Genomic DNA, 20,442 nt, shown 5'->3' with positions numbered 1-20,442 from the left:
AAACTAAACAAAGTAAGTACGAATGTGTGGGTTTCCGTTAGTTTCCTTAGAAAGGAGGTGATCCAGCCGCACTTCCGATACGGCTACCTTGTTACGACTTCACCCCAATTATCTGTCCCACTTAGGCGGCTGGCTCCCAAAAGGGTTACCTCACCGACTTCGGGTGTTACAAACTCTCGTGGTGTGACGGGCGGTGTGTACAAGACCCGGGAACGTATTCACCGCGGCGTGCTGATCCGCGATTACTAGCGATTCCGGCTTCATGCAGGCGAGTTGCAGCCTGCAATCCGAACTGAGAATGGCTTTAAGAGATTAGCTTGGCCTCGCGACCTTGCGACTCGTTGTACCATCCATTGTAGCACGTGTGTAGCCCAGGTCATAAGGGGCATGATGATTTGACGTCATCCCCACCTTCCTCCGGTTTATCACCGGCAGTCTCACTAGAGTGCCCAACTGAATGCTGGCAACTAATAATAGGGGTTGCGCTCGTTGCGGGACTTAACCCAACATCTCACGACACGAGCTGACGACAACCATGCACCACCTGTCACTTTGTCCCCGAAGGGAAAGTCCTATCTCTAGGATTGTCAAAGGATGTCAAGACCTGGTAAGGTTCTTCGCGTTGCTTCGAATTAAACCACATGCTCCACCGCTTGTGCGGGTCCCCGTCAATTCCTTTGAGTTTCAACCTTGCGGTCGTACTCCCCAGGCGGAGTGCTTAATGCGTTAGCTGCAGCACTGAAGGGCGGAAACCCTCCAACACTTAGCACTCATCGTTTACGGCGTGGACTACCAGGGTATCTAATCCTGTTTGCTCCCCACGCTTTCGAGCCTCAGCGTCAGTTACAGACCAGAGAGTCGCCTTCGCCACTGGTGTTCCTCCACATATCTACGCATTTCACCGCTACACGTGGAATTCCACTCTCCTCTTCTGCACTCAAGTTCTCCAGTTTCCAATGACCCTCCCCGGTTGAGCCGGGGGCTTTCACATCAGACTTAAAGAACCGCCTGCGCTCGCTTTACGCCCAATAAATCCGGACAACGCTTGCCACCTACGTATTACCGCGGCTGCTGGCACGTAGTTAGCCGTGGCTTTCTGGTTAGATACCGTCAGGGGATGAGCAGTTACTCTCATCCTTGTTCTTCTCTAACAACAGAGTTTTACGATCCGAAAACCTTCTTCACTCACGCGGCATTGCTCCGTCAGACTTTCGTCCATTGCGGAAGATTCCCTACTGCTGCCTCCCGTAGGAGTCTGGGCCGTGTCTCAGTCCCAGTGTGGCCGATCACCCTCTCAGGTCGGCTACGTATCATCGCCTTGGTGAGCCATTACCTCACCAACTAGCTAATACGCCGCGGGTCCATCCATAAGCGGTAGCCGAAGCCACCTTTCTTCCATTCGTCAGGAGACGATTAGAAATATGCGGTATTAGCATCCGTTTCCGAATGTTATCCCCCTCTTATGGGCAGGTTACCCACGTGTTACTCACCCGTCCGCCACTCCTTAACTTCGATGGGTGCAAGCACCCGGTGAAATTAAAGCGTTCGACTTGCATGTATTAGGCATGCCGCCAGCGTTCGTCCTGAGCCAGGATCAAACTCTCATATAAAATGATGCTTGAAGCTCATTATTGAATTGCTAGCGAATAATTATTCACTATTTTGTTACTGTTGACTCAGCACTGCTGAGTCACCCTCACATTTGGTTCGTCTTACTTTGTTTAGTTTTCAAAGGTCTAAAGTTGATTGTTTCGTTTTGACAACTTACTAATAATATCACGTTCGATATCGTCTGTCAACAACTTTTTTAATTTTTGTTTCTCGCTTTAGCGGTTTGTTTCAACCTGTCTCAGCGACGTATATAAATATAACAAGGTTTTAGCGTTTCGTCAACAACTTTTGCATAAAAATTTAAAAGAAAATTTATATACGAACTTTTGTTATTTAGCATTCGTTGGAAACCGTTATTTTTCACTAAACAACGAATGAACCAATTGCATTTCTCATAAACGTTCAACATGAATGAATTTACATTTTTTTACATATTTATCCTTTTTAGTTTATTAATTCATTATTTCTTCTTTGAAGTTTATTAAATAACTAGAAGAACGCTCTAAACCAATTAGTTAATCAATGGTTTAGAGCGTTCTTCTAGTTCTATCTTAGAATCTTCTATTTAATTTATTTACTTTAAAGAATCTAATCTTATTTCTTTTCTTGATAATTTTCTGGAGTAAATACGGTATTTTCGTAATTTCCTGCTTCATCGCCATAGTATTTATTATAACGTTGCTTGAATTTTCGAAATACAAATGTTGCTATTACTCTTGAAATAGCATAAATCGGCACACCTAGCACTAAACCAACAAAGCCAAGCAAATCTCCTAAAACGAGTAAGACAATAATAATCGTTAGAGGATGCACATTTAAATTCTTACCCATAATATTAGGTTCGACTAAATTACCATCAATAAATTGGACAACTGCCCAAACAATTAATAATTTAAGCACCATTACCCATGAAGTAGTTAATGCTATTATTATCGCTGGTATCATCGCAAGAGCTGCTCCTACATATGGAATAATACTTGTAAAAGTCGCTACTATAGCTAATACTCCTGCATACTCTAACCCAATTATAGTAAATCCAATGAACATCATGATTCCTAAAGAAAGCGAGATCATCAATTGTCCTTTAATATAAGAACCTACTTGATCATTAATTGTTGCAAAAATATTTTTAATATCTTTTCTAAATTTTGGCGAAATGATTTTAATCACATAACTAAAAAACTTTTCATCGTCTTTCAATAAGAAAAAGGCAATAATTGGAAATGTTACTATCACTACTACAACATTTGAAACTGTAGAAAAAATATTTGTCAGTCCATTTACAGCTGTATCAAAATAGTCAACGACAACACTTGGGATATTACTTACCCATCCATTCAACCACTCTACAAGATCGCTTGCTGAATTTTCAAGCGGGGTTCCTTCTACCCAACCTAAGACAGTTGTTCCAATGGTATCTACATAAGAAGGAAAGTTATTGACCAGACTTGTCACTTGATCTTGAATAGGCGGAAAAGCTAATGCTACTAATCCTACTAGGATTCCAATAATGGCGACAAATAGGAAAGTAACTCCCCATATTCGTTTAATTTTATACCGTTCCAACCAATCCACAATAGGATTAAGAAGGTAATAAAGTATAAAAGCTAAAATCAGAGGAGCAATCAATGTAGAAAAAATAACTTGTAACGGTTCGAAAATAAAAGCAATCGCATTGTAAATATAAATAAGTATTCCTATCATTATAAGAAGAAGTAATGTAAAAATAATATTATTGCCACCTAAATAATTCATAAATCTTGTTTTCTCTTTCATTATGTACCTCCTTATTTTAAAGTTGCTTTAACCGCAACTATTTAGTAATTCTCTTAATTCCTTTATTTTAAACTACTTTATATTTAAAGTAAAAAAATCAACTCCTCGAAAGGAATTGATTTTGTTTTTTTATTGATTACGCATAGTCGGGAATAACAATACATCACGAATAGATTGTGCATCCGTTAAGAGCATAACTAGTCGGTCAATCCCAATTCCTAAACCACCTGTTGGAGGCATACCATACTCTAATGATTCAATGAAGTCTTCATCAATCATATGAGCTTCATCATTTCCGAGCGCGCGTTCTTGCATCTGCGCTTCGAAACGTTCTCTTTGATCAATTGGATCATTCAATTCACTAAAGGCATTTCCGTACTCATGTCCTACGATGAATGCTTCAAAACGATCCGTAAAGCGAGGATCTTCTACATTTTTCTTAGCTAATGGTGAAATTTCTAGTGGATGACCATAGATAAATGTCGGTTGGATCAATTTATCTTCTACAAATTTTTCAAAGAATTCATTCACAACATGGCCAAATTGGCTGTGCTCTGTTACAGGAACATCATGTTCTTTAGCTAATGCACGTGCTTCTTCATTGGTCATTTGTTGCCAAAAATCTACACCTGAATGTTCTTTTATAGCGTCAACCATATGTTGTCGTTTCCATGGAGATTCTAAATCAATGGCTTGTTCGTTGTAAGTGATCTTACCTGTACCTAAAACACGTTGTGCTACAGTACGGATTAAACCTTCAACTAAATCCATAACATCTTCAAAATCAGTATAAGCAGTATAAGCTTCTAACATAGTAAATTCTGGATTATGAGTCGTGTCTACTCCTTCATTACGGAAAACTCGTCCAATTTCATAGACTCTTTCCATTCCACCAACAATTAGTCGTTTCAAATGCAATTCAAGAGCTATACGTAAATACAGTTCCATGTCCAATGCATTGTGGTGTGTAATAAATGGACGCGCCGCAGCACCACCAGCTAAATTATGGAGAGTAGGTGTTTCTACCTCTAAGTAATCTTGTTCATTCAAATAATTACGAACTTCACGGATAATTTGACTGCGTTTCGTGAAACGGTCAAAACTTTCACGATTGCTGATTAAATCCAAGTAACGTTGACGGTATCTTTGTTCAACGTTTGTTAGTCCATGATATTTATCTGGCAATGGACGTAACGCTTTTGATAATTGTGTAACTGAAGTTGGTTTAATCGTTACTTCACCTGTATCAGTTTTCATAATTGTTCCTGTGACTCCAATAAAGTCTCCTAAATCAGCACTCTTGAAAGTAGCGTAGTCTTCTTCACCTACAGCATCTTTACGTACATAAATTTGAATTTGTCCTTTGCGATCTTGCAAATGAGCAAATCCAACTTTCCCTTTACCGCGCTTCGTCATAATACGACCAGCAACAGTTGCTGTTTCTTCTTTTTCAGCTATTTCTTCTTTAGTAAATTTATCATACGCTTCATGTAATTCATTTGATAGATGGCTTCTTTCAAAACGTCCACCAAATGGATCTACATTACGCTCACGTAAAACATCTAGCTTCTCACGGCGGACAATCAATTGATCATTTAGTTCTTCGTGGTTTAATTCTTCGTGGCTCATTATTTCCGCTCCATTTCTTTTATAAGTTCGTTCATACTCAAATTATCACTCTTAATAATGCCAACATAACGCAAAAAAAGCAAGGAAATTACGAATGTTCTCATACATTTCCTAACTTTTTTTCGAAATTTCTTATTTAACAGCTATCTCATTTGTTTATTCAGACTCTTTAAACGCAAGTCATTCAGTTCTGCAACACTTAAATTCTCTGTGAGAATCTCATTTTTTTGCATCTGTGCATTTTACAATCTAGATAGAGTAGTACGAGAAAGGTCGAAATACGTCTCGACCTTTTTCTAGCACTCTTTAATTAGTCTACATAAGGAAAGACATTCATTGATAAGTAGCGTTCTCCATTATCTGGCGCTACAGTGACAACTTTTTTTCCTTGACCTAATTTTATCGCAACATCAATAGCGCCTTTAATCGCAGCACCAGAGGAAATACCGACTAACAAACCTTCTTCTGCAGCTAAGCGGCGAGTCATTTCAAAAGCTTCATCACTAGATACTTGTAAAATTTCATCATAAAGAACTGTGTCTAATACTTTAGGTACAAATCCAGTTCCAATACCTTGAATTTTATGGGGTCCTTTAGGTTTACCACTTAAAACAGGTGATTCAGTTGGCTCTAACGCATAAATTTTAACTGCGGGATCAACTTTTTTCAACGCTTGTCCAACTCCGGTTAACGTTCCACCCGTACCGACTGCAGAAACAAATGCGTCCGGTGCTATACCACCAAAGGCTTCTAAAATTTCTGGCCCAGTAGTAGCTGCATGTACTGCAGGATTGGCAATGTTTTCAAATTGCATCGGCATGAAATAGCCCTTAGTTTCTACAAGTTCTCGCGCTTTATTAATTGAAGCAGTTATTCCATCTGCTCCAGGCGTTAAAATAAGTTCCGCACCATAAGCTTTCAATAATTTTCTACGCTCTACACTCATTGTATCAGGCATAACAAAAATAGCTTTGTAGCCTTTTGCAGCTGCGATCATCGCTAAACCAACACCAGTATTTCCACTTGTTGGTTCTATAATAGTATCGCCTGGTTTTAACTTGCCTTCTTGTTCTGCCACTTCAATCATATTTAAAGCAATACGGTCTTTTACACTTCCACCAACGTTAAAGGATTCAAGTTTTACATACACTTCTGCTGCATCTGCAGGAACCACTTTTGTTAAACGTATCATAGGTGTTTCTCCAATTAAATCCGTTACTGAATGAACTACTTTTACCATATTATGTTACCTCCTAAAATAAAGTTCTTTATCTTTTTAGTTTAAGGTTTATCGCTTACAATATCAAGCACAACGTTTTAGGTCGATTTTTTAACCATCATCAGATGCGTCAAATATTATTTTTCTTCCTTATCATTTTAAATTTTATTTTTTTCAAATTACATAAACTATAAAATAAAAGCTTTAAACAGCTGACTTTTGGTCAATTGTCTAAAGCTTTCTCTTTTGGTTCTTCGTCAAATAGTGTGGATGCGCCTAAAATTATTGTGGAATATTAAGCATGAACTAAATTCATCTATCCAAACTAAAAAGTATAGAGCACATTTTTAACTATTTGAACTTACTTTTAATGCTTCTAAATCTTCAACCGTATAGTGGTAATGGTTGCCACAAAAATGACAACTAGCCTCTGCACCTTGGTCTTCAGTGATCATATCATCAATCTCTTTTGATCCTAAAGCAATGATTGCTCTAGAGAAACGGTCTTTAGAACAGTCACAATTAAATGTAATCGGTGCTTTTTCTAAAATTTTAGCATTTCCTTCACCTACTAAGCGTTCAAGTATTTCTTCAGGTTTTTCTCCTGTCTCCATTAAGTGAGAAACCATAGGAATAGATGCAATGCTTTGTTCTAATTTAGTAATCGTTTCATCCGTTGCACCTGGCATTACTTGGATCATAAATCCTCCAGCTGTTTTGATAGAATCATCGGTGTCTACTAAAACACTTAGGCCAAACGCTGAAGGTGTTTGTTCAGAATTCGCCATATAATAAGTGAAGTCTTCGCCTAATTCTCCGCTGATTAGAGGAACTTGACCTGAAAAAGTATCTTTCATCCCAAGATCTTTTGTTACAGTCAAACTTCCTTCAGTCCCAACTGCTCCACGAACATCAATTTTCCCAGCAGCATTCGGTGGCAAACTCACTTTAGGGTTAGCAATATATCCTTTTACTTCGCCTTTTGAATTGCTGTCTACAATAATGTGCCCAGCCGGACCATTTCCTTCAACTTTAACAGTAATCTTTTCTTTCCCTTTTAAAGTAGCACCTAGCAATAAAGCGCCAATCATTGTACGTCCTAAAGCTGCTGAAGATGCACTCCAAGTATCATGTCTCTTTTGTGCTTCTCTCACTGTTTCGGTTGCATCAATGGTATACACTCGTACTTGTCCATCAAAACAAATACTTTTTAATAAATAATCTGACATTTTTCCGTCTCCTTTAAGGTCTATTAATTTTAAATTCAGTACAAAAGAGGGACGCAACAGTGTCGCATCCCTCTTTTAATTTTGTGTTTGTAAGATTACGAACGTTTTGAAGAATCATCCGATTTGTCTTCATCATTATGATTAAGATCTTCATCTGTACCTAATTCTTTTTTAACTTCTTCAACAATATCCTTCTCTTCATCTTGAACAGAATCTTTAACTTTTGCTTCTTCTTCTTGCTCTTTTTTTAGACGTGCTGCTTCTTTAGCCTCACGAGCTTTTTTCACTTCTTCAAAAGAAGATCCTTCTGCTTCATGTGGGAATTCTTCAGTCGCTTTATCAGGAGCTACGGGCATTTCGCCTGTTTCAAATAAACTCTTAATAGTACGTTCGTCTAATGTTTCAATTTCAAGAAGTTTTTCAGCAATTAATTTGTGTTCTGCTTTATATTGTTCTAAGATTTTACGCGCTTCAGTGTGAGCTTCCACAATAATACTACGAACTTCTTGATCAATTTCATAAGCAATTTGTTCAGAGTAAGCTTTTGTTTGACCATAATCGCGTCCTACAAATACTTGATGATTTCCTTCGTATTGAACAGGACCTAATTTATCACTCATACCATATTCAGTAACCATACTACGAGCTAATTGAGTCGCTTGTTGGAAGTCATTGCTTGCGCCAGATGATTGAGAGTTAAATACCATCTCTTCAGCTACACGTCCACCTAACAAACCAACAATTTGTTCAAACATTTCTTTTTTAGTCATTAAGAAACGATCTTCTTTAGGAAGCATGATTGCATATCCGCCAGCTTTTCCACGAGGAACAATCGTAACTTTATGAACGATGCGTGCATCGTTTAGAACCATTCCAACAATAGTATGACCAGATTCATGGTAAGCAACCATTGCACGTTCTGTTTTACTAATCACACGATCTTTTTTAGCTGGACCAGCAATAACGCGGTCTTGAGCTTCGTCAAGATCTAATGCATCGATTTCTTTTTTATTGCGACGAGCGGCTACTAAAGCTGCTTCATTTAATACGTTTTCTAAATCTGCTCCGGAGAATCCTGGAGTTTGTCTTGCTACAACTGCTAAATCAACATCAGCAGCTAATGGTTTATTTTTAGCATGCACTTTCAAGATAGCTTCACGGCCCTTAACATCAGGGTGTCCTACTAAAATTTGACGGTCAAAACGACCTGGACGTAATAAAGCTGGATCTAATACATCAGAACGGTTTGTAGCGGCAATGACGATAACTCCTTCATTTCCTGAAAAACCATCCATTTCTACTAACAATTGATTTAATGTTTGCTCACGTTCATCATGTCCGCCGCCCATTCCTGCGCCACGTTGACGACCAACAGCATCTATTTCATCAATAAAGATAATTGCTGGTGCTGCTTTTTTAGCATTTTCAAACAAGTCACGTACACGACTTGCCCCTACCCCAACAAACATTTCAACGAATTCTGAACCAGAAATCGAAAAGAATGGTACTCCTGCTTCACCGGCAACGGCTTTAGCTAGCAATGTTTTACCCGTTCCTGGAGGTCCTTCTAATAAGACACCTGCTGGAATACGTGCTCCTAAAGCTGCAAATCGTCTAGGATCTTTTAAGAACTCAACTACTTCAACAAGTTCTTCTTTCTCTTCATCAGCTCCTGCTACATCAGAGAATCGTACTTTACTAGCTTTACTATCGGCTTCCTTAGCTTTTGATTTACCAAAGTTCATCACGCCTCGTCCACCTTGACCACCACCGCCTTGACCACTTTGTCCCATCATCATGTAGATGAAGAAAACAAAGATAACTAATGGCAATACTGAAATCAATAACGTAACCCAAATACCCGTTGTTTCTTCTTGTTGAGGTGTATATTTAATATTATTTTTGTCTGCTAATGCTGTAATTTCTTGTACAGATGTATCATTTTGCAAAATCGCTGTTGTAAAGGTTGTATTCGTTGTGTCTGTTGTACCAAAAATATCAACACCTTGACTAGAACTTTCCTTTGCAGGTTGTTTTTCACGGTACTCACCCGTTACTTGATATACTCCAGCGTTAGGCTGAATCGTAAATGATTTTATTTTATTCTCTTCTAATTGCGTCACGAATTCACTAGCTGAAAGAGTTGTATTTTTTTGTCCTGAGGCTCCATCTGTTGCCCAAGTTACAATCCCTATGATGACTAAGAAAACGATTGCGTAGAAGAACCCATTTTTAAAGAGTCCTTTTTTCATTGTGCCCTCCTTCTACAAACAAACTTATTAAGTTCTATTCTGTATTTTAATTTAAATGATTCTTAATTTTGTTCATTGTACCACATTTGACCAACATTGACCATTTATTTCTCTTCGTAAATTTCAGGCTTTAAAACACCTATATATGGTAAATTACGATATCTTTCAGCATAGTCTAAACCGTACCCAACAACAAATTCATTTGGCACTAGAAAACCAACATAGTCAGCTTTAATGTCTACAACACGACCTTCTGGCTTATCTAATAAAGTAACAATCTTGACTGAACGAGCTTTACGGTATTTAAACATGTCGATCAAATAATTTAATGTCCGTCCACTATCAATAATATCTTCTACTAATAATAGGTCACGACCTTCAACATTCGTATTTAGGTCTTTAACGATTTTGACTTCACCTGAGGAAACCATTCCATTTCCGTAACTTGAAACGTCCATAAAGTCCATTTCCAAATAAATATCCATTTCTTTCACTAAATCAGATAAAAAAGGCATAGCTCCTTTTAAGATACCTACTACTAAGGGATTTTTATCTTGATAATCTCCTGTTAATTGCTTACCTAATGCTTTTGTTTTTTCAGCTAATTCCTCTTGTGAGAAAAGCACACGTTCAATATCATTTTTCATTATTCAAGTTCTCCTTTTCATCACATTTGCTCTACTTTTTCATAAATGAGTATGTAATGTATTTTATCAGTTTCTGGCACAATAGACAATCTAGATTCCTTATATTCTACTAACCAAATGATTTCTTCCTTACTATCAGTTACTAATAAGGCTTCATCACGTTTATTTAGCGGGATTTTTTGATCAATAAATAGATCTTTAATTTTCTTACTTCCATTTTGTAACCCTTTTAACGTCATACGATCGCCTGGTTTTCGATTTCTAACTTTTAATGGCAACTGGACACTCGTTGGGTCTAACCAAATAAATTGCTTCGTTTGATTTGAAACGGCTCTTTCTTTTGTTGCTTCAAACAAACCAATTCTTCCTCCACCGGGTAATGTTAGCCATTCTCCTAAGTTTAATAAAAGTGTGCTAGCTATTTTTTCATTTTTTTCTGCTAGTTGTTCTTGTTCCTTTAAGAAATAAAAAGTTTGATACACTTTTTTTCCAATCCAGTTTCCTGGTAAATCAAGTTGACTATTCGGCTTATCATTTTCTATTAGTTGTATGATTTGTCGTTGATGTTTTCTGCCAAACTCACTAGCTTCATTTTTAAATAGTTTATTAAATAGAGCTTGCATAACTTGACGTTTCATCGCCGGTTCAAAAGTTAAAAACAGGTGAATATCCAGTTCCCAACAAAACGGGTTCTTTTCAGTACAAAGGATTGCTGTATTTTTTTCAATTTCTTTTTTAGCAACAGTAATCACATCTTGTAAGTCAGATGAAAATTCAGAAAAATGAGTTAAGACTTGGGTATTTTCTTTTTTTAACAATGGGACAATTTGATGTCTATAACGATTTCTTGTATAATCCAAACTTTTATTTGTCTCATCTTCAAAAAAAACTAACGAGCGTTCTTGACTATAATGATAAAGCATTTTTTTACTGTAAGGCAACAACGGTCGAGTCAATTGACTTCCATAAAAAGAGCGCTGCTCTTTTATTCCCGCAATACTCTCTAACTGACCGCCGCGAACCAACCGCATTAAAATGGTTTCTATTTGATCATCTCCATGATGACCAGTAAGCAAATGCGTTGCTTGTTGATCTCTCAACACGTTACGAAAAAAAGCATACCTAAATTCTCTAGCCGCTGCTTCTACTCCATCAGTTGGTTGTTCCTTCACAGGCCACCGCTTAAAAAAAAACGAAATATTTGCACTTTTACAATAATCCACAAGAAATTTTTCTTCTTCAATAGAAGCTTCTCTTAATTGGTGGTTCACATGAACCATTCCAAACCAAGGTCTAACAACCTTAGGCAGTCGCTGAATTAAATCTAACAACACCATAGAATCAACCCCACCAGATACAGCTAGCAGCAAACGATCAGTGGGCTTCCAATAGAGATTTTCTTGACAATTCTCTAGAAATTCAGAATACATATCCATTTCAATTGCTCCTTTATACTGATTCTGGTTACTCAGTCAATCTTGATTTGATTCAATCGAGTGAAACATAAAAAAGGATAAGTCTCCTTATCCTTTAAGATTATTTTTTAATTACGACGTCCGCCGCGTCCGCCACGTTTGCCTTCTGTATTGCGTTTAAGAGAAGTTAAACGATCGTCACTGTCTTTTAAGAACGAACTCATCAATGAATCAAAATCTTCTTTCTTTGGTCCTAAGTTTCTTGATGGTCCTCGGTCTGTTTTTTGGTATCCGCTACTGCTGCGAGCTGGGCTGCTGCTGTCACGACGACCTTGATAACTGCTTGTTTTTTCACGTGGTGAAGGAGTTGTTTCAACTGGTTTATCTACAGCACGTCTAATAGAAAGACCAATTTTACCGTCATCTCCAATGGACATTACTTTAACAGTAACTTGTTCTCCTACTTTTAATACTTCTTTGATATCCTTAATAAAGCTATCTGAAACTTCACTAATATGAACTAAACCTGTTTTTCTATCACCTAAATCGATGAACGCACCAAAATTTGTAATCCCTGAAACTGTACCTGTAACTTTTTCTCCAACTTCGATTGACATATAGAATTGCTTCCTCCTTAAAACTTGTACGGTTATTATACCATGTTATCTTGTGACATAAAACGATTATTTATTTTATTGAATTCGAATCTAAACCAGTTTTTTATTTTTGCCTGTTGGTTACTTATTTCAAAATCATTCGCCTTTTTCAATTTCATTGGCTGCATTATCTTCCGGCAAGCTGAAAATAATTTCATTGTCTTCAGATAAATAATACTGACTGCGCGCCACTTTAGCAACATAATCTTCATTTTCTAATTTCTTTATTTGATTATTCAAGTCATCTTGTTTTTTTTCAACGAGCGCTAATTCGGTTTGGGCCGCTGTCTTTGCTTCTTCCATTTGAGAAATTGTTTGAGTATTCGTCCATATATTGATGGCAAACCCTGAAACAAAGAAACCACTAATAGCAAGAATCCCTACGATTCTTCTACGCATATGGCGTTTGTGTTTACGTTTTCGAAGAGCTTCAAGTGTTTTGTTATGTGTAAACTCATTATTCAATTTAGCAACATTGGTTGGGTTCTCTTTCTTCATAAAAACGATTCACCTTCTATTCTCACTTTATGAAATGATTATAGCAAGAAAGCAGTTACTTTGTCTATCTATCAGTTAAAATACAAAAAACTATTTTCAAAAAAATTGTATTCATACACAAGTGGTCTACTTTACATTCTGCTGTATTCCTTTTAATTTAACTAGTGGGTTCTTCTTTATGAGTCTCGCTCACAATACTAAACATTTCCTTTGATTCTTCTTTTTTAGTCGTTTCAACAATTTTATCTATTTTAACAACTAACGTTTTATTTCCGAATGCTATCGTCAACTCATCTCCAACTTTTACGTCTGAAGAAGATTTGGCTGATAATCCATTAATTTGAATACGGCCTTTGTCTGCTACTTCTTTTGCAATCGTACGGCGTTTAATAATCCGGGATACTTTCAAAAATTTATCTAATCTCATAAATTATTCCTCTTTTCTTCTGCTTTAATTTTTTGCCAAATTGCATCGACTTCTTCGACTGTTTCGGCTTTAACACCATCAAAAACATGAGGATGGCGGCGACGAAGCTTTTTATTTAGCGTTTCAATCACTTCTTCAAATGAAAAATACCCTGACTGTTCTCCGAAATTCGTGTGGTAAAGTACTTGCATCAATAGATCACCTAATTCTTCTACCATATTATCACTATCATCGTTTTCAACAGCAGTTTTAAATTCACGTACTTCTTCATCTAAATAAGCGAGCAGCGTTTGATGCGTTTGCTCTTTTATCCAAACATCTCCATTTTCTCCTGTGATAGCATCCATATAATATTGGACTGTTTGAAATGATTTTGTCCGTTCATCTACTGCCAATGGAGGAACATATAAAGAAGTTAAGTTATGAACACCTTCCATTCGATCCACTTCAAACAATGGCACCCATTCTATCTTTTCGTTTTTGCTTCCAGCCTCATGTACCAAAGCTACAACATGCTCATCCGGATATTTTTCCATTAACGTTAGTTTCACTTCGCTAGCAATGTATTCATTAAATACTTGCATGACAATGATGTGCTGGCTTACAACTAACTCATCTTGATTTAAATCTAAAGCATCAACCAATTGGAAACCTTCCACCGGATCAATTTTAACCGCTTGAAAAAGGTCATCTAAAAAGCTTTTTCCACCCTTGATTTCAATTGAGATACCTGCTTCATTTTCCAATAGTAATTGAACTGATTTTTCAGCTACCATTGGATGTCCTGGAACAGCATAAACAATGTCTTGTTGTTGAGCAGCATCTAACAATTCTTGTACAATTTTCTCATAAACGCCTTCAAACTGATCGGTTTCTTCATAAACCGTATCAAACGATTGAAAAACGAGCCCTTCACGTTCTAACTCTTCTACTGCTGGATGCAGTTTCGTCCGCAAATACAACGGCTTTTCTTTTTTCAATAATTGATATACTCCAAAAGGAAGCTGTTCAATGTCTCCTGGACCAAGTCCGACAACCTTAATTTTTCCCATTCCATTTCGCCTGCTTTCTTAATATCTTTTTACCAAATGGAAGAGATAACCATTCGCGAAGCGTTAATAACTGACATTTTATAATGAGCCATAAGAAAACTCCAATGCCTGTAACTCCACCTATTACGGTAGAGCCGAATGCTGCTAGTCGATTTTCTTCAATTATCGCACTTTGTCCGATTAATTGCATTTCAAGCCATACTAACATAGCCATTACACCACAACTAAATAGTAATTTCCATCCAAAACTTTTTTCTACAAAACTCTCTTTTACTTCTTTCGATGTATCCATATGCATCACCATTAAAATAGTAACTAAACTGATTACAGTAGCTCCACTTGAACCAAGTGTCCCATAATGTTCAACGAACCATTCGTTAAGCACTATTTTCACGCCTAATCCAATCAGCAATCCGATTAAAGCTACTTTATGCTTATTTTGACTTTGAAAAATAGCATTATAGGCTCCAATAAAAGATGCAAAAAGAATCGCTACACTATATAAGCTCAATACAAGATTTCCATCCGTATCACCAAATAATGTCAAATTCAAGTAGGGCATCAAGACAATCATGCCTGTAGTAGCTGCCATAGCGAAAGTTGCCGTTATGCGTACTAAAGATTTTGCTGCACGAGCAAAAGATTTTTTATTGCGCTGCGCAAATGATTGACTCAATAAAGGAATCCAGCTAGCCGAAAATGCAGTAGCAACAACCATACCCAATTGGACGAGCGGTTGACCACGATCATAGATTCCTTTTAAATTTTTCGCATCAAAAGAATTTAAGCCATTTTCTATTAACCCATTATACAGTGTAAAAGAATCAATCAGTTGCATGAGAATGAGCAATGCACTCAACAAACACATCGTGATACCTTCTGTAGCAAATCGTTTTGCAATTGATTTATACTTAAGTCTGTCAGCTACCGGACTGACTTTTAACTGTTCTTCTACTTTTAAAGGCTGTTGTTTGTATAATGCTACGCTCAAAATGATACATGCGACTAAACCAGCTATCCAAGAACTGCTCATCGCAATGGTTCCCATTTGGTATTCATCCCATTGATTGCGTGTGTATACATAGGCGGCAATCAAAATGACTGCTACGCGAACAAATTGTTCTCCTACTTGAGAAATAGCTGTAGGCAGCATTCGGAAAGTTCCTTGAAAATAACCACGACTAACAGCTAAAAACGGAATAAGTAAGAACAGCCATGAAACAGTTTTAATAATGGGCTCTAAATTGGCATCACCCATCAAATTTGCAATCAGCAAAGCTGAAAAATAGATTCCTAAAAAGAAAACTCCTGAAAGAATACTTAATAAAACAAACGATTTTTTCAAAAGACTTTTCCGCTCATCCATCGTTGGAGCTTCCGCAACTAACTTGGATAAGAAGATAGGAAAACCGTTCAATGCTACTGTCATAGCAATTCCGTATATCGGATAAATTTGTTGATACACATAAAACCCTGAATTTCCGACCATATTTTGAAAAGGGACTCGATAAACAGCACTTAGAATTTTAGCAATAAAAGCTGCTGCCGAAAGGATGATTGCTCCATTCATCATTTTTCTCATTTGTTGATTTTCCAATTTTTAGCCCTCGCTTATTTACCTGAATCAACAATTCACGTTTTATTTTTTGCTCTCATAAATTAATCGCTCTCTTTAGAACGATAGTTGACGACATTTTGTGCGAATTTTTGAATATAACCTAGCCATTGATAAGTTGGCTCATTTTTCAACTGCAACGTGACCATTAATCGCTCTTTTTTTATCGCCACATTCGCTCTTAACGGTACTTCGCTTAATGCTCTGAATACTTCTTCTGCTGGGAGCGTCTGAGTACCCGAAACAGAAAAAGTTACTTCAATTTCATCTTTTGATCGTTTGACAGTTTCAATCAATGCACGTTCGCCATACATTTTGATCAATCCAATCGTTAACAAGTCCGCTACTTCATCCGCGTACTCTCCAAAACGATCAATCAAGTCATCTTGCAATTCAACGTATTGTTCATGTGATCTTAATTCTCGAATTCGCTTGTAAATTTCAATTTTTTGACGTTCATCTTCTATATACGTCCCTGGCAAGTAAGCATTAATTCCTAAGTCAATTTCGACTTGTGTTTTTTCTTCTTTAGGATCCATGCCTCGTTTACGAGCTACTGCTTCGCTTAACATTTCAGAATACAAATCAAATCCAACTGAGTCAATAAAGCCATGTTGTTGGGATCCTAATAAGTTCCCTGCACCCCGAATGGATAAATCACGCATCGCAATTTTGAAACCTGAACCTAATTCCGTAAAGTCTTTAATGGCTTGCAATCTTTTTTCACTCACTTCATTCAATACCTTATTTGGTTGGTATAAGAAATAAGCATAAGCAACTCGATTACTTCTCCCAACGCGTCCACGTAATTGATACAATTGCGACAATCCCATATGATCTGCATTTTCTACAAATAATGTATTCACATTTGGCATATCGACTCCCGTTTCAATAATGGTCGTGGTTACTAATACATCATATTCCCCTTCAATAAATTGGAATAACGTATTTTCCAGTTGCCCTTCTGTCATTTGGCCATGTGCATAGCCGATTCTTGCATCTGGTATTAACTGTTGTAGCTCATCTACTTTTTTCTCAATCGTCGCTACCCGGTTATACAAATAAAAGACTTGTCCGCCACGAGCCATTTCGCGTTCAACCGCTTCACGTACAGCTCCTAGATTTTGTTCCATAACGTAAGTTTGAACAGGATACCGATTTGCCGGAGGAGTCTCAATAACAGATAAATCACGCACACCAAGCATCGACATATGCAATGTTCTAGGAATAGGCGTAGCCGTCAAAGTCAATACATCTACTTGAGCTTTTAATTGTTTTAGTTTTTCTTTGTGCTTTACACCAAATCGTTGTTCTTCATCGACTATAAGCAAACCTAAATCTTGGAACTCAATATCTTTTGATAAGATACGGTGTGTTCCAATAACAATATCGACTTGCCCTTTTTTCAGACCTGCAATGGTTTCGTTTTGTTGTTTCTTTGTTCTAAAACGGCTCAACAAACCGATTTCAATAGGAAAATCAGCAAACCGTTGCAACATTGTTTCGTAATGTTGTTGGGCTAAAATAGTCGTTGGCACTAAAAATGCAGCTTGTTTGCCTTCTTGAACGGCTTTAAATACTGCCCGCATAGCGACTTCTGTTTTACCATATCCAACATCACCAACTAACAAGCGGTCCATTGGTTTTTTTTGTTCCATATCGTGTTTAATTTCAGCGGTACTACGCAATTGATCATCTGTTTCCGTGTAAGGAAATGCATTTTCAAATTCTTCTTGATAAGCATCATCTGGCGAAAAGGCATAGCCTACTTCTTGTTCTCTTGAAGCATACAATTCAATCAATTCATCTGCTATATCTTCAATTTTAGTGGCTACTTTTTTCTTTGTTTTAGCCCATTCTGTTCCGCCTAATTTATTCACTTTAGGCGTTTTCGCTTCAGAAGAAACATATTTTTGCAATAAATTGAGTTGCGTTACAGGAATAAATAATTTTGCCTCGTCTTTGTAAATAATCGACATATAATCTTGATAGATACCATTAATTTCAAGAGTTTCCATTCCCGTATATTTTCCGATTCCGTGGTTAACATGAACAACGTAATCTCCAGGATTCAATTCACTATAACTTTTCAATCTTTCTGCATTAGATAATGTTTGACGTCTAGCCGTTTTCTTAGTGACTTTATTAAACAATTCACGTTCAGTAATAACTACTAATTTATCCGTTGGCATTTCAAAACCTGACTGAACGTAACCTTCTACTATTTGAACTTTTTCAAGTTCAAGTCTAGCCGGTTTAACAATTTTACTGGTTATTTCAAAATCCTTGAACGTCTGTTGCACTTTTTTTGCTCGATCCGCATTTGGAACCATGATGATAACCGTATTTTTTTGTTTAATCCAACGATCCATTTCTGTTTTAAGTAACGGCATTTGCCCAAAAAATTGTTGCATATTGCGGTATTGAAAGGCATGTATTTGATTGAAACGAGTATTTCCCATTCCTTTTTGAAAAACAGAAAAATATAAAATAGTGTTGCTTAAGTTCTTCAATTGATCGCGAAAATTATTGGAAAAAACTTGGTTTTGCAATATGCGTCTCTCACTCAATTTGCTCGTTACCCACTCAGCTTCTTCTTCATTCAAACGACGATCGGTATCCATGATTCTTGGATACTCATCCATCACCACGATCCCTTTTTTGCTCATGTAATCCAGCACACTGCTCTTTTCGGGATATATAAAATCGGTAAACATCATTAATTCATCGATAGGTTCACCTTTTTGAAAGGCATCTGAAATAGGTGTCACTTGTCTCGTAAACGTTTGTTTTTCAGAAGTATCTTGGATTAACCCAAGATTTCTTTCAACTGCTTTACTAAACTTAGGTGCTGCTGCGGTTAGTTGCTCTTTTGTATATACCGTATCTGATGCGGGGAGAATTATTATTTTTTCAATTGTCTGAATCGATCGCTGAGAAGCGGCATCAAAATAACGCAATGAATCGACTTCGGTATCAAACAAATCGATTCGCACCGGAAACTCTTCCGTTAACGAGTAAATATCAATAATTCCCCCGCGAATACTAAATTCTCCTGGGGTACTGACCAATTGTTGACGAGTGTACCCCATATCTACTAATCGTTGAGCCAAATTCGTTAAATCTAGTTCGCCACCTTGCTTAATGGTGAATTGGGCTGCTTTCCACAGCGCTTTTGGTGGCAATAATTTCCGTACTCCTGCAAGTGGTACAATAACAACGCCATATTTCTCAGATAACAAGAAATCTAAGGTCGCTACACGTTCAGCTCGAGCTTCAGGTGAAGCTACGGACATCTCTGCGTAGATCATTTCGTCAACTGGGAAAAGATGCAGACGATCCTCAGGTACCCAATCCGCAAAATCTTCCATTAATTGATTCGCATGAAATAAATTATGCGTCACAATAATGAATGGTTTTTTCTTTTCAGCTACTAATGTACTCAAGACTAATGTTCTTGCGGAACCAGACAATCCTGTGACTAGTTGCGATTGATGTTGCTCCAATTGGCTTAACAAAGCCCCAACGTCAGGTGCATTCGCTAAAATTTCCCTTATATCTCCCACCGTAAGAACTCCTTTTTTATCTATCTTTAGTTACAAACAGATTATTATAATGAACAAAAGAAGCTCAGAATTTTCTGGGCTTCAAAGCTTCTTTAATTTTTAGTTTCTATTTTAACGATTATCTTATGCATTCTTCTTTTTATTAAATTGATTCATAACATCTGAAAAGGAATGTCCTTCTATCCAATAGTCTAAAGCCGCTACACTGTCTTTTATTGCTAGTAACAATTCCTCATGTTGATTTTTAGGAAAACCACTCAAAACATGTTGTACAACCGTTTGTTTCCCTAAAGGACGATCAATTCCAATTCGAACACGATTAAAATCTGCTGTCGCTAAGTGTTGAATCAGGCTTTTAATTCCATTATGTCCACCTGCACTGCCTTTTTGACGCAAGCGTAGTTTCCCAACTGGTAAGTCTAAGTCATCATAAACTACTATCAAATCTTCTATTTCTACATTAAAATAATCCATTAGCGGTCGAACTGCCCTACCTGAATCATTCATAAATGTTTGTGGTTTTACTAAAAGAACTTTTTCACTTCCGATAAAGGCTTCTGCATATATTGCTTCAAATTTCGTTTTGTTGAACACCATTTTATGTTGGAACGCAAATTCATCTAATGTAATAAAACCAATATTGTGTTTTGTATCTTTATATTTTGAACCGGGATTTCCTAAACCAACGATCATTTTCATTATTCGGTACACTCCAATTAATTGTTTTGCCTCTATTTTTAATTAACTTCCACATTTTTCACGCAAAAAAGTGCCGCACGAAATTTTTTTTCGTCCAGTTACAATTTCATACAGTATAACACAATCCAGTTGTTTTTTCTCTAAACTTGCA

At 37.1% G+C, this 20,442-nt stretch carries 14 protein-coding genes and 1 rRNA gene; all 15 read right to left on the bottom strand.

The features are described 5' to 3' along the window. Positions 1–50: 50 nt before the first annotated feature. Positions 51–1,610, bottom strand: a 16S ribosomal RNA gene (locus CAT7_RS08260). A gap of 595 nt (positions 1,611–2,205) precedes the next feature. Further along, positions 2,206–3,387 carry an AI-2E family transporter gene (locus CAT7_RS08255; protein ID WP_007724345.1) on the bottom strand — a complete coding sequence of 394 codons (1,182 nt, stop codon included), beginning with the start codon at positions 3,385–3,387 and terminating at the stop codon, positions 2,206–2,208. Between the two features lie 129 nt (positions 3,388–3,516). Next, positions 3,517–5,016 carry a lysine--tRNA ligase gene (gene lysS / locus CAT7_RS08250; protein WP_007724344.1) on the bottom strand — a complete coding sequence of 500 codons (1,500 nt, stop codon included), beginning with the start codon at positions 5,014–5,016 and terminating at the stop codon, positions 3,517–3,519. Positions 5,017–5,326: 310 nt separating this feature from the next. Next, positions 5,327–6,256 (bottom strand): cysteine synthase A, encoded by a 930-nt coding sequence (cysK, locus tag CAT7_RS08245; protein WP_007724342.1) that lies wholly within the window; start codon positions 6,254–6,256, stop codon positions 5,327–5,329. 326 nt (positions 6,257–6,582) lie between these two features. Then, positions 6,583–7,464 carry an Hsp33 family molecular chaperone HslO gene (gene hslO, locus CAT7_RS08240; protein WP_007724340.1) on the bottom strand — a complete coding sequence of 294 codons (882 nt, stop codon included), beginning with the start codon at positions 7,462–7,464 and terminating at the stop codon, positions 6,583–6,585. A gap of 95 nt (positions 7,465–7,559) precedes the next feature. Beyond that, the gene (gene ftsH / locus CAT7_RS08235) at positions 7,560–9,716 is read right to left on the bottom strand and encodes an ATP-dependent zinc metalloprotease FtsH (protein WP_007724339.1); all 2,157 of its coding nucleotides are present in this window, start codon (positions 9,714–9,716) and stop codon (positions 7,560–7,562) included. 104 nt (positions 9,717–9,820) lie between these two features. Next, complete coding sequence (gene hpt, locus CAT7_RS08230) at positions 9,821–10,366, bottom strand: hypoxanthine phosphoribosyltransferase (RefSeq protein WP_029276374.1); 546 nt, start codon at positions 10,364–10,366, stop codon at positions 9,821–9,823. A 17-nt stretch (positions 10,367–10,383) separates the two neighbouring features. After that, the gene (tilS, locus tag CAT7_RS08225) at positions 10,384–11,799 is read right to left on the bottom strand and encodes a tRNA lysidine(34) synthetase TilS (RefSeq protein WP_007724336.1); all 1,416 of its coding nucleotides are present in this window, start codon (positions 11,797–11,799) and stop codon (positions 10,384–10,386) included. Between the two features lie 107 nt (positions 11,800–11,906). Next, positions 11,907–12,395 carry a S1 domain-containing RNA-binding protein gene (locus CAT7_RS08220; protein ID WP_007724335.1) on the bottom strand — a complete coding sequence of 163 codons (489 nt, stop codon included), beginning with the start codon at positions 12,393–12,395 and terminating at the stop codon, positions 11,907–11,909. 135 nt (positions 12,396–12,530) lie between these two features. Beyond that, the gene (locus CAT7_RS08215) at positions 12,531–12,932 is read right to left on the bottom strand and encodes an FtsB family cell division protein (RefSeq protein WP_007724331.1); all 402 of its coding nucleotides are present in this window, start codon (positions 12,930–12,932) and stop codon (positions 12,531–12,533) included. Positions 12,933–13,089: 157 nt separating this feature from the next. After that, on the bottom strand, positions 13,090–13,359 hold the full coding sequence (locus tag CAT7_RS08210) for an RNA-binding S4 domain-containing protein (protein ID WP_007724329.1): 270 nt from the start codon (positions 13,357–13,359) through the stop codon (positions 13,090–13,092). Next, positions 13,356–14,411: a MazG nucleotide pyrophosphohydrolase domain-containing protein gene (locus CAT7_RS08205; protein WP_007724319.1), complete on the bottom strand. Its 1,056-nt coding sequence runs from the start codon at positions 14,409–14,411 to the stop codon at positions 13,356–13,358. The genes CAT7_RS08210 and CAT7_RS08205 overlap by 4 nt, the downstream gene beginning before the upstream one ends. Further along, positions 14,398–16,008, bottom strand: a complete 1,611-nt coding sequence (locus CAT7_RS08200; RefSeq protein ID WP_007724316.1) for a putative polysaccharide biosynthesis protein — start codon at positions 16,006–16,008, stop codon at positions 14,398–14,400. Before CAT7_RS08200 ends, CAT7_RS08205 begins: the two co-directional genes overlap by 14 nt. A gap of 62 nt (positions 16,009–16,070) precedes the next feature. Beyond that, positions 16,071–19,592, bottom strand: a complete 3,522-nt coding sequence (gene mfd / locus CAT7_RS08195) for a transcription-repair coupling factor (protein ID WP_007724312.1) — start codon at positions 19,590–19,592, stop codon at positions 16,071–16,073. Positions 19,593–19,715: 123 nt separating this feature from the next. Continuing rightward, positions 19,716–20,291, bottom strand: a complete 576-nt coding sequence (gene pth, locus CAT7_RS08190) for an aminoacyl-tRNA hydrolase (protein WP_007724310.1) — start codon at positions 20,289–20,291, stop codon at positions 19,716–19,718. Positions 20,292–20,442 lie beyond the last annotated feature (151 nt).

The organism is Carnobacterium sp. AT7 (genome assembly GCF_000171855.1).
Taxonomy (GTDB): Bacteria; Bacillota; Bacilli; order Lactobacillales; family Carnobacteriaceae; genus Carnobacterium_B; species Carnobacterium_B jeotgali.
This window is presented reverse-complemented; position numbering and strand designations above follow the sequence as displayed.